Source organism: Rhodococcus sp. WS1 (genome assembly GCF_003797745.1).
Lineage (GTDB): Bacteria > Actinomycetota > Actinomycetes > Mycobacteriales > Mycobacteriaceae > Rhodococcus_F > Rhodococcus_F erythropolis.
In genome coordinates this window covers 1,464,393-1,476,150 of sequence record NZ_RKLZ01000002.1, presented here as the reverse complement: position 1 = coordinate 1,476,150, position 11,758 = coordinate 1,464,393, and the positions used below count along the sequence as shown (strand labels likewise).

Here is an 11,758-nt window from a genome sequence, read left to right as displayed (position 1 = left end):
AGTTCACTCCTCTTCCTTGGACGGAACGGCGGAGGTGGCCATTTCCGCAGCCGTCGCGATGAATGCGGCGGCGGCCGGGGATTGCTCGCCCGAGCGATAGACGATGCCGACGTCGCGTGTCAGCGGCGGATCGAAGGAGAAGGCGCAGACGTCTGTCATCTGCTGCTGTGCAACCCTTCTCGGCACGACAGTGGCGCCGATTCCGCGGCGAACCAGTTCCCACGTGGTCACAGGGTGGACACAGTCCACGACTACGTTCTCGGCGCCTTCGCTCAGTAGACCCCGGAACTGATTCGATTGATCACCGAGATCGACCACCAGCGGCAAACTGTGCAAGAGGGCTCGCGGAACCGGATCCGCCAACGGCGTTGCAAGCCGGCCGGACAACGACGCATGGGTGGCGAGTACCAACTCCTGAGCGGCAATCGGAGCCGTGACCAAACCTTCGTACCCGATACTCAGATCGCTGACGCCGACCTCGGCCGACCCTCGCCGTAACGCATTGTCGACCCCGGCCGGGCCGTAGGTGTCGAGGACGCGCACGACGATCTTCGGAAAGTTGGCCCGGAATCGACGAACCAACTCGACCATCGGATCGATGGAGAACGCCGAGTACGAGACGACGTCCACCCGGCCGAACTCGAGTTCGCGAACGGCGGTCACTTTAGCCTTCGCGCGCTCGACGTCGGCAAGGATTCTCCTGGCCGCGAGATCGAACGTGCGGCCCGCGTCGGTAAGAACCAACCGCCTACCGGTCCGATCGAACAGCGTGGCGCCGAGTCGACGCTCGAGCGTGCGAATTGCCTGAGACAGCGAGGGCTGCGAAATGTAGAGAGCCTGAGCGGCCTTCGTTATCCCACCGTGGTCGACGACAGCGACGAAGTAGGTAACGAAATGCAGATCCACTCATCCATCATACGACCAGCGATCTGACGCTCACTCCACTCGAGTTAGCCCTGGTACGGCCCACTCTCCGGTGAAGACCGGCTCCCGCTTTTCCACGAAGGCACGAACCGCGTCGGTAGCATCCGTCGCAAAATTGACCGCTTGCGCCCTCGCCTCGTTGTCCAAGGCTTCCCGCAACGAGAGTGAGGTGTGATGTTCGAGCATGGCGGCAGACTGACTCAGTGCGGCTGGCGGACCGTCAGCGAGCCGCTGCGCAAGCTTCGACGTGTGTTCGTCCATTTCACCCGGCTCGACCAGATAGGTCACCAACCCGAGCTCGTAGGCTTCCTGTGCGTCGATCGTCTCGGCGAGCATCACCAGTCGCTTCGCTTGCTGGAGGCCGACCAGTCTCGGCAGGATCCACGAACCCCCGAAGTCGACAGACAACCCCCGTTTGGCAAAGATCTGGCTGAACTTCGCGCCCTTGGCTGCTACGACGAAGTCACAGAGCAACGCCATGTTCCATCCGGCTCCGACGGCAAACCCGTCGACCTTCGCCACCAGAGGCTTGGGAAACTCACCCAGTGCGATCGCCGTTGCGTTGATGACACGCATGCGATCGAGCGGGTGCGACGAGCCGCGTTTGTCCAGATCGGAGCCCGCACAGAAGGTCCCGTCCGCGCCGGTCAGGATCACAGAGCGAATCTGCGAATCCTCTTGAAGTTCGAGGACTGCTTCACGTAGTGCGATCCAGGCGTCGAGATCGAGAGCGTTGCGGCGGTGCGGCCGACAGAGAACAATCGTCGCGACAGCACCGTCACGTTCGATGCTTACGGCCGCGCGCTCGATCGTCTCGGCACTCATGAGCCACTCCACACGGGAGAGCGCTTCTCGGCAAACGCCGTTGCACCTTCCTTGGCGTCACGTGAGGTGAATACCGGATCGATGAATTCGCGTTGCGCGACAAAGGCATCCGGGTCGGTGTACTTGGCGGACATTGCCAGTACCTGCTTGGTCGCGCGAACAGCCAGTGGACCGTTTGCCGCTACTCGGGCCGCAAGCTCGCGTGCGACGGTCAGCGCCTGTCCAGGTTCGGCGAGCCGATTGACCAAGCCGTGATGATGCGCCACGGTGGCACTGAGCGGATCCCCCGTGATCGCGATTTCCATGGCCAACTGATACGGGAGGATCTTGGGCAGACGCAGAAGGCCACCGGCGGCCGCGGCAAGTCCCCGCTTCACCTCGGGCAAGCCGAATTTCGCGTCGGTGGACGCCACGATCAGATCGGCTGCCAACGCCAGTTCGCACCCGCCGGCGAGGGCCCACCCCTCGACGGCTGCGATCAGCGGCTTCGACGGCGGAGCTTCAGTCAGACCGGCAAAACCACGACCGGGCAGCGATGGCCGTTCTCCGCGCGCAAATCCCTTGAGATCCATACCGGCGCAGAAGGTTCCACCAGCTCCGGTCAGAATGCCGATGGTGAGATCGGCCCGTTCCTCGAACTCGTCGATGGCCGCAGCCAAGGCTTCGGCAAGTTCGAGATTGACCGCGTTCTTGGCCTCGGGACGATTGAGGGTGATGACGGCAACGCCGTCGGCGAAGTCGGTGAGCACGACGCTCATGTTCGGTTCCTACTTCCGTGATGAGATTCTTGAAAGGTCACTGCGCGCGAATGCTCCAGCGCACGGGTGTGCCGCCGGACGGTGTCACGATCTCCCGCTTGGCCAAAACAACGAGATGAGCATGGGTTTCGCGGACTGCCAAGCGAAGTAGTCGCGGCGACATCTGTTCGAACGGGCGAGACCAGGAGATCGTGCGTGAGAGTTCCCAGGCCGTGGATTCGGGCTCATCCTGAACCGCAGCCACGATCTCCGCCAATCGCTCCTCGTGGTGCCCCATCAATTGACGTGCACGATCGGCGATCCCACGGAATCGATATTCATGTGCCGGAAGCACTTCGCACTCGCCCAGTGTTGTCGTCGCCTCGAGCGAGAGAAGATAACGATGAAGCGGGTTCTCGAGTTCACCGGGAATCGTGGAGATGTTCGGGCTGATCCTCGGCAGCATGTGATCGCCGCTGAACAACAAGCCTCTGTCCTCTTCCACGAAGCAGAGATGTCCGGGAGTGTGCCCCGGTGTCCACTGAGCCCGGAGATTCCACCCGGGAAGATCGAGTGAATCACCATCTCCCAGAACAATGTCGATGGTTTCGTGCTCGGCGAACCGCACCAGGTCGACCCGAGACGCGTCGAGCACTTCGGCCGGTGCGCCGAGTTCGGACAATTGCAGGTTCCAGCCACTGATGTCGTCGCGGGTCTGCTCGGGACCGTGGTATCCGAGGAGCGTCGCGTCGGCCACGTGCATCGCAAGCGTTGCGCCGCTGACCTGCCGAAGACGCGGCGCCAGACCGAAGTGATCGGGATGCAGGTGCGTGATTGCCGCATAGCGCACTTCGGAAACGTGGTATCCGATCGATGCTATGCCGTCGACGAGAGCCTGCCACGACTGTTCGTGATCCCAACCGACGTCGATGAGGGCAAGTCCGTCGTCGAGCGCGAGTGCGTAGACGAGCACGTAACGCAAAGGGTTGTCCGGCATGGGAACAGGGATCGACCACAGTCCGTCCCGCACCTGTTCCACCGGTGGAAGGACTTTGTTCGCCCACGCCTCACGTTGTGCGACACCGACGTCTTCGGTCACGATCATGATGCTTCTCCGCTCGCGTTCAGCATGGTCCGCAGGCTCGACTTGAGCAGTTTCCCGCTCGCGTTGCGAGGCAAGGAGTCCACGAAATGGATCTGGCGAGGTTTCTTGTACGACGCCAACTTCGCTGTGCTGAACGCGATCAACTCGTCGACGCTCGGCACGTCGGCACCGTCGACCAGTTTGACCACCGCGGTGACGGATTCACCCCAGCGCTTGTCCGGAACCCCGACCACCGCGACCTCGGCAACCGAGGGGTGTTCGGCCAGAATGGATTCCACCTCGATCGGATAGACGTTCTCACCGCCGGTGATGATCATGTCCTTGAGGCGGTCGGTGACGAACAGATACCCCTCGTCGTCCAGATGGCCGGCGTCGCCTGTTCGGAGAAAGCCGTCCTTAGTGAACAGTTCCGCGGTCTCTCGGTCACGTCGCCAGTACCCGCGAGTGTTGTTTCTGCTGCGTGCAACGATCTCACCGGATTTGTTGGGCGGCAATACCTCACCGGTTGTGACGTCTCGAATGGAGATCTCGACGCCGATCATCGGTTTTCCCGCAGAGCGGAGCAACTCCGAACGCGGACCGCTCACATGATGGTCGAAGGCACGAAGGACGGATACCGAACCAGTTGTCTCGGTCATCCCGTATCGCTGGACGAATTTGCAGTTCAAGACAGTCATCGCATGAGCGAGGAGTGCCGGAGTGATCGGCGACGCCCCATAGGCGACCACCTCCAGGCTGGCCAGATCGAAACTGTCGAGAGTGGGCAGATCTACCAGCGTCTGAATGACGGCAGGCACCAGAAATGCGTGGGTGACGTGGTGAGTCGCGATGGCATCAGCGACCCGAGCCGGCGCCATGTCTCCGAGCAGCACCAATGGCACTCCGGCCGACAAGCACGTACTCATCCAGCCGGCGCCGGCGATGTGAAAGAGGGGAAGTGCGTCGAGTGCGACTGCATTCGAACCGAATTCGTAGACATCGAACCCCTCTGGCTCGTTGTACAGATTCCGGTGCGTGGCCACGACGCCCTTGGGCCGGCCGGTTGTCCCGGAGGTGTACAGCTGCAGAACTGCTGCGTCCGGATCGTGCCCCTGTCCGGGGTCGACGCCGTTCCCGGAGGCCACGAACTCCGCCCAGGTTCGCGAATCCGGCAGGCCCCCTGCAGCTCCCACGGTTATGACCTCGATCTCCGGCAACGCTGCGGACATCGCCGCCGCCCCCGCGGCGAACTCGTCATCGACGATCAAGACGTCGAGCTCCGCATCCTCGGCGATGTCGACGAGTTCGAGTGGGTTGAGCCGCCAGTTCAACGGGATGAACACAGCGCCTGCCTTCGCACACGCGATGAAGGTTTCCGCACCTTCGAGCCCCATCCGCAGTAACGCACCGACGCGAGCACCGGCTGCGGTCACTTCTGCCAACGCGCTCGCCAAGGTACTGGTCTCGCCATCCAGCTCAGCCCATGTCAAACTTCGGTCGCCGCACGTGATCGCCGGATCGGACGGCCGTGTCGACGCCGAGTGGCGTATCCGGTTGGGTAGGTGAAGCTCGCTCACATCACGCTCCTGTGTTCCAGGTACTCACCGAGCACGAACCGCGGGCGGTGGTACTGGAACAGTCGACCATCGCTATGGCCTGCGCCACAAAGACGAGAAGGCGCACAGAGCCATAGCTGAGACCTATGTCTGCAGGTCGCAGCAAGTCGCAGGCGCCAAGGCGTCGTCATCTGCGAGAATTTGTCAGATGCAGGCACCCGGGATGGACATACGCAGCGCGCAGTATCTCGTCGCCGTCGTCGATCACGGCAGCGTCACCGCCGCCGCGGACGTCCTGCGTATCTCGCAACCGTCACTCTCGCAGGCCGTACGCAACCTCGAACGAGCACTCGGAGCCACACTCTTCGAGCGCACCACTCGCGGTCTGGCTCCCACCACAGTCGGACTGGCGATTACCGATTCTGCACGTGCGTTGCTCGCCGACGTTGCTCGGGCCGAAGCCGCGGTGGCCGCAGTAACCGCTTTGCGCGCCGGCGAACTCGCCATAGCCGTTCAGTCCGATCTTGCCATCGACCCTGTCGCAGAGGTCGCGGGACGCCTCCATCTGACGGCGCCCGGCATTCGGTTCTCCACGAACGCCGTCCCGAACGCACAGGACGTGCGCGCGCTGGTCAGAGCGGGCACGTGTGAACTCGGGTTTCTCGAGACCCACCCGGGTACCGATGTCTCCGACGGGCTTCGAGAAATTGCCGTGAGTACCCAGGAAACGGTCTTGTCGATCCCCGTTCGCCTGGCCACAGACCTACCCGATCCGGTTCCGCGCGCCGTGGTTGCGCGCCTGCCGATGGTGGTCGAGGCATCGACATTTCGGCGCGGGCGTTCGATCGACGGCGATCTGGAGCTCACCAACGTCGTCGTGGAAGTACCTGATCGCCTTGCCGTCCGGGAAATGGTCGGGCAAGGTGTAGGCGCCGCGCTGCTGCCCAGATCGATCGCCGAACAAGACTCCCCAGCATCTGAGGTTCGCTCGCTTTTCCCGCCGATCACGCGGCAGACGATCTTGGTCTACCGCGACGGCCCGCTCTCGCCGGCCGGGTCTGCGTACATCGAGAACGTCTCCACACGTCACAAGCCGTCCACGAACAGCCTGCCCAACGGCGAGAGCGTCTCCGGATCGAACTCGATGCCGTAATTCAGTGAGATCGCGGGCTCCACCGGAAATATCTCCGCGCCGGACGCGACCGATCTCTCGGCCAACGAACGCTCCATGAATGCCATACCCAAACCCGCAAAGACGAACGCGCCGACGGTCTCCCGCTGCGCCAACTCCGTCGACATCCGAGTCCGGGCCCCGGCGGCCTGCAGAGACGACTCGATGGCAAGCCGAGCCCGCGAGTGTTTGAGCACACCCACCACGGGGAGATCGGGCAATGCCGTCAATGACACCGGCACTCCCGCAGCGGGTTTCACACCATTCGGCCAGACGTCAGGATGAACCCCCGACGGCACTGCCAGCCAGTATTCGTTCACCCCGATCACTTTCGTGGACAGCGCCGACATGTCGGGTGGCCAATAGCTGAAGACCACCTCACATGCGCCGTCTGCCAACACCTGCTCAGACGTTGCGCCCTGCGGCAGTTCACCGACCCGAACGGTCACAGCAGGCCACCGCTCACGAAAGTCCGCCACGATGCGTGCGATCGGACCTTCGAGACCATGTGCCGCGGAGCAGATGTCGAGCCGCCCACGAGGCTCGTCGGCCGTCCCGGTCGCGACATTGAATGCGGCCGCACTGCTGCGCATCATCTGCCTCGCCGGCCCTACCAACGCCCGACCTGCCGCCGTCAGAACCAAACCGCGACCGACACGGTGAAACAGTTCGACTCCGAGTTCACGCTCGAGACCACGAATACCCTGCGACAGCGACGGCTTGGTGACCGACAGATTCTGCGCAGCCGTCGACAAGGACTCCCCACCGGCAACGGCAAGGAAGTACTCGATCTGACGTAGGTCCACGCCATCGACTTTGCCATAAGCGCAGCCGACAGTACCGCCGGCAAGCGCAGACGGTGTTCATGCACGCTTCACTAGTCGGACATACAGGACACACCTTTTTCTACCCGGCGCCACCTAGCGTAATTGGTCCAGACCAATTACGGATGGGTCTGAACCACCGCGTCGAAGACAAAGGAATCCTCGTGAGACGTACGACCATCGCGATAGCAGCCGTGACCGCGGCTCTCGCCGTTCCCGGCATCGCCCCCGCCGAATCCCAAGCCGAACCCAGCTGGGGCAGTTCGTCCTTCGAATGGGGTAGCTCTTCGGGCGAGAACAACACGCCGCCCGCAGCGCCCGGCGTCAGCGTCCCCGGCGGACGGTACGAGCACCCTGTCGATCTGACCTTCACCGCCGAGCGCGGCGCCACTGTCCGCTACACCTTGGACGGAACGACACCCACCACCGACAGCCAAGCTGCCACACCGGGACGTCCGCTGCAGATCGCACAGGACACCAACGTCACTGTCGCCGCTTTCCGCGGCGATCACGCGAGCGCGGCCGTCTCGTTCGGCTACCTGATCAAGACCTCGGAGAAGCCGCTGGCTCAGGTCGTCGTAATGTCCGACGTCCACGTCGGCGACCACGCGAACAACGACAAGAAGTACGAAAGCTTTTTCGACACAATCGGTTCCATCTTCCCGAAACCCGACGCGATCCTCTCCAACGGCGACATGATCAACGACAACGGAGACGGCAAGGGGCCTGACCACAAGATCGTCGCAGAAATCTTCCAGGCAAACCTCGCCAGGAAGGGCATGAACGACACACAACTCCTGATCTCCAACGGCAATCACGATGCAAGTCTCGCGGCAATCAGAGCCGGATATCCGGCGGAGTGGTTCCCGGATTCCGGTGGCGGATACTACGAATCCGATGTCAGCGGTGTCCATCTCTTCACGGTCAACACCGAGACATACAACAATGATTCAGCGCAACGTAATTGGCTGAAGTCCCGCCTGACCGAAATCACCGCGGAGTCCGGGAACCTGACCAAGCCGATCCTGGTCCAGGGACACCGACCGGCAAGCAACACAGCCATGGACGGCCAGCAGGCGTCGAACCCTCGACTGACCGAAGACTTGAGCGCCTTCCCTCAGGCAATCTTCTTCTCCGGGCACTCGCACCTGAACAACAACGACGACCGGTCGATCCATCAACGCGACTTCACGGCGGTCAACGACGGCTCGATGTCCTACATCGAAATCGATCACGGCTACCAGATGGTGACCGAGTCCGGTCTCGCGAACCGTTTCGAATCACCCACTGCCCAAGCTCTCTTCGTGGAGGTCTACCAGGACCGCACGGAAATCAACCGCATCAACATGGCGGCAGACAAGCACGACATCTACACCGGAGGTGCGTGGTCAGCCAACTGGCAGCCGCCGTACTCGAGCGCGGGCACGCTGAGCGGCTCGGGTTGGACGGTCGAACTCGACGGGTCGACCAACCAGCAGATCAAGGACAACTTCCGCTACACCTCGGGCGCACGGAACACACACGCGCCGGAGTTAACCTCGAGCACTCCGCTCTCGGTGACGACCGGCGAAAACGGTGCGACCGCACTGAGGATCGCGCAGGCCAAGGACGATCAGATGGTGCACCACTACGCCGTCGAGGTCACGGACACAGCCACCGGAGCGAAGGTGGTCTCGTCGAAGGTGCTCTCGGACTTCTACTTCATGCCGCGGCCGAACAGCCTCGACATTCCGATTCCCGATGCCGCAGCGGGCACCGCATACGAAGCCCGCGTCGAAGCCGTTGACGCATACGGCAATCGGTCACCGGTGACGACCTTGGCCTTCACCCGCTGATATTTACCCACTGACGTCCACCCGCTGATCCGACACGACAAAACGGCACCGCGCATGTTCGCGGTGCCGCTTGTCGGTTCAGTTGTAGGTGCGCAACAAGCCCTTGCTGATGATCTGCTTCTGGATGTCGCTGGTGCCTTCTCCGATCAGAAGGAACGGCGCCTCACGCATCAACCGCTCGATCTCGTATTCCTTGGAGTAGCCGTATCCACCATGGATACGGAAACTGTCCTGCGTGACCTCCGAGCAGAATTCACTCGCCAGATACTTCGCCATACCCGCTGCGACGTCGTTGCGCTCACCCGAGTCCTTGAGCCTGGCTGCGTTGACCATCATCAGATGTGCCGCTTCGACTTTGGTGCCCATTTCGGCGATCCGGAACGCGATGGCCTGATGCTCGGCGATCGGCTTGCCGAACGTCTCGCGCTGCTTGGCGTAGGTGACAGCCAGTTCGAAAGCGCGCTGGGCGATTCCGCACGCACGCGCGGCGACGTTGACCCGGCCGACCTCGACGCCGTCCATCATGTGCCGAAATCCCAAGCCGGGAGTGCCACCGAGAACCTCTTCGGCTCCGATCTCGAAGCCGTCGAAAATCATCTCCGTGGTGTCGATTCCCTTGTAGCCCATCTTCTCGAGCTTGCCCGGAATGGTCAGGCCCGGGAGTACCTCGCCGAAACCTGCGGGCTTCTCGATCAATATCGTCGTCAGATTGTTGTGCGGCTTCTCCGCGCCCTCGTCCGTCTTGACGAGGACTGCCACCAACGTCGACGAACCACCGTTGGTCAGCCACATCTTCTGGCCGGTGATCACGTAATCGCCGGACTCCGTACGCTTCGCCTTGGTCGATATGGCAGCAACATCGGAACCCAGGGCCGGTTCCGACATGGAAAATGCGCCGGTGAGTTCCCCGGACGCCAGACGTGGCAGGTACTTCGCCTTCTGTTCCGGCGTCCCGTGCGCGGAGATCATGTGAGCCACGATGAAATGCGTGTTGATGACGCCGGACACGCTCATCCATCCACGGGCCAGCTCTTCGACGCACAGCGCGTAGGTGAGCAATGATTCGCCGATACCCCCGTACTCGGGGTCGATGGTCAGTCCGAACAGACCCATGTCCTTCATCTGCTTGACGATGTCGGTCGGGTACGTATCGGAGTGTTCGAGCTCCTGCGCCGCGGGGATGACCACACGATCGACGAACTCGCGTACCGCCCCGACGATGTCGCTCTGGGTCTCGGTCAATCCCGCCGTCTGCGCCAAACGAGTCACTGTTCCACCTGTCTGTCGGTACTTCGTGCTCTCCTGTCGACGAAACTGATTCGACTCCAGGAACTTTCACCCCACCGCGACATGTGTGCGGCAGAGACGCTGCATCCATTCAATCCCCGAACGGTATATGTGTCAAAGTCGATTTCGCATACGAACCGTATGGCGGAAACTATGTCCGAACAGGTCGTTCCTGCTGTTGACAACCGCGCCACGCGTGCTGGATATTCGAGTGGCCAGGTCGCGATGGGGCCCTTCGATCGGCCCGTTCACGCGACGCATTCCCCACCTCTCCTCGAGACAGGCGCATTCCATGCACGACGCAGTCATCTGTGAACCCGTTCGCACCCCGGTGGGCGGATTCGGCGGAGTCTTCAAGGACGTTCCCGTCACCACTCTCGCCAGCACTGTTGTGCGTGGCCTCGTCGAACGAACCGGCATTGCGTCCACCGATGTCGACGACGTCATCTTCGGTCAGGGTTACGCCAACGGAGAGGCCGCGGCCATCGGGCGAATCGCGGCACTCGACGCCGGTCTGGACGTGTCCGTTCCCGGAATACAACTCGATCGCCGTTGCGGTTCGGGATTGCAGGCGATCATCTACGCCGCGATGCAGGTACAGACCGGGATGAGTGATCTGGTCATCGCCGGCGGCGCCGAGAGCATGAGCGGAACCGAGTTCTACTCCACCGATATGCGTTGGGGCACAAAGCGCCCTTCGGTCGAGTTCCACGACCGATTGGCCAAACCGCGCACGAACTCCGGCGGAGTCAACTTCCCGGTCGAAGGCGGCATGATCGAGACCGCCGAGAACTTGCGCCGGGAGTACTCGATCACCCGCGACGAGCAGGACCGATACGCGGTGCGATCGCACGAACGGGCCGTTCATGCCCAGGACAGCGGGTATTTCGACGACGAGACCATTCCCGTTTCGGTGCGCGGGCGCCGTGGTGAGCAGACAGTCGTCACTCGCGACGAGCATCCACGCCGAGGGATTCAGCTGTCCGATCTTGCTGCACTGCGCCCCATTCGAGGTCGAGTCGACCCCGAAGCCACAGTCACCGCCGGAAACGCCTGCGGCCAGAACGACGCCGGAGCCGCGGCCATCGTCACCACTGCGGCCAACGCCGAACGCCTTGGCCTGCGACCGTTCGCGAAACTGGTCAGCGGGGGTGTGGCGGGTGTGGAGCCGAACCGAATGGGTATCGGACCGGTGCCTGCCGTGGCGAAAGCTCTCTCCCGTGTCGATCTGTCGCTCGACGACATCGACCTCATCGAAGTCAACGAGGCATTCGCCGCACAGGTTCTCGCGTGCGCCAAGGCCTGGGGATTGAGCGCGCAGGACATCGAGGAGCGCTTCAACGTCAACGGTTCCGGGATCTCGCTCGGACATCCTGTCGGTGCCACCGGTGGGCGGATCCTCGCCAATCTGCTGCGCGAACTCGACCGGCGCCAGGGACGGTACGGGATCGAGACCATGTGTATCGGTGGCGGACAAGGGATTGCAGCGGTGTTCGAGAACCTGCGACGCTAGAA

10 protein-coding genes are annotated in these 11,758 nt (G+C 62.4%); 3 read left to right on the top strand and 7 right to left on the bottom strand.

Annotation, left to right across the window (positions count from 1 at the left end):
* Nucleotides 1–3: 3 nt before the first annotated feature.
* From EEB12_RS19535 to EEB12_RS19515, 5 genes are read right to left on the bottom strand one after another with little or no spacing between them, the layout of a single operon-like run.
* Nucleotides 4–906, bottom strand: coding sequence for a LysR family transcriptional regulator (locus EEB12_RS19535; RefSeq protein ID WP_133727135.1), 903 nt, complete (start codon nt 904–906; stop codon nt 4–6).
* Nucleotides 907–936: 30 nt separating this feature from the next.
* On the bottom strand, nt 937–1,749 hold the full coding sequence (locus EEB12_RS19530; RefSeq protein WP_020909220.1) for an enoyl-CoA hydratase/isomerase family protein: 813 nt from the start codon (nt 1,747–1,749) through the stop codon (nt 937–939).
* Complete coding sequence (locus EEB12_RS19525) at nt 1,746–2,507, bottom strand: crotonase/enoyl-CoA hydratase family protein (protein WP_019745407.1); 762 nt, start codon at nt 2,505–2,507, stop codon at nt 1,746–1,748. The genes EEB12_RS19530 and EEB12_RS19525 overlap by 4 nt, the downstream gene beginning before the upstream one ends.
* 37 nt (nt 2,508–2,544) lie before the next feature.
* On the bottom strand, nt 2,545–3,591 hold the full coding sequence (locus EEB12_RS19520; protein ID WP_003940131.1) for an MBL fold metallo-hydrolase: 1,047 nt from the start codon (nt 3,589–3,591) through the stop codon (nt 2,545–2,547).
* Nucleotides 3,588–5,147 (bottom strand): long-chain-fatty-acid--CoA ligase, encoded by a 1,560-nt coding sequence (locus EEB12_RS19515; protein ID WP_141488353.1) that lies wholly within the window; start codon nt 5,145–5,147, stop codon nt 3,588–3,590. Before EEB12_RS19515 ends, EEB12_RS19520 begins: the two co-directional genes overlap by 4 nt.
* Nucleotides 5,148–5,334: 187 nt before the next feature.
* Between EEB12_RS19515 and EEB12_RS19510 the strand changes: the two genes are divergently transcribed.
* Nucleotides 5,335–6,279, top strand: a complete 945-nt coding sequence (locus tag EEB12_RS19510) for a LysR family transcriptional regulator (protein WP_081341445.1) — start codon at nt 5,335–5,337, stop codon at nt 6,277–6,279.
* Here EEB12_RS19510 and EEB12_RS19505 read toward each other — a convergent pair.
* Nucleotides 6,213–7,103, bottom strand: a complete 891-nt coding sequence (locus EEB12_RS19505; RefSeq protein WP_020909225.1) for a LysR family transcriptional regulator — start codon at nt 7,101–7,103, stop codon at nt 6,213–6,215. The two genes, EEB12_RS19510 and EEB12_RS19505, sit on opposite strands and share 67 nt — an antisense overlap.
* 182 nt (nt 7,104–7,285) lie before the next feature.
* Between EEB12_RS19505 and EEB12_RS19500 the strand changes: the two genes are divergently transcribed.
* Nucleotides 7,286–8,956: a chitobiase/beta-hexosaminidase C-terminal domain-containing protein gene (locus tag EEB12_RS19500; RefSeq protein ID WP_141488352.1), complete on the top strand. Its 1,671-nt coding sequence runs from the start codon at nt 7,286–7,288 to the stop codon at nt 8,954–8,956.
* Between the two features lie 78 nt (nt 8,957–9,034).
* On the opposite strand, the gene EEB12_RS19495 is transcribed toward EEB12_RS19500, so the two are convergent.
* The gene (locus tag EEB12_RS19495) at nt 9,035–10,225 is read right to left on the bottom strand and encodes an acyl-CoA dehydrogenase family protein (protein WP_019745412.1); all 1,191 of its coding nucleotides are present in this window, start codon (nt 10,223–10,225) and stop codon (nt 9,035–9,037) included.
* A 310-nt stretch (nt 10,226–10,535) separates the two neighbouring features.
* Here EEB12_RS19495 and EEB12_RS19490 point away from each other — a divergent pair, with 310 nt between their 5' ends.
* Nucleotides 10,536–11,756, top strand: coding sequence for an acetyl-CoA C-acetyltransferase (locus EEB12_RS19490; protein ID WP_141488351.1), 1,221 nt, complete (start codon nt 10,536–10,538; stop codon nt 11,754–11,756).
* Nucleotides 11,757–11,758 lie beyond the last annotated feature (2 nt).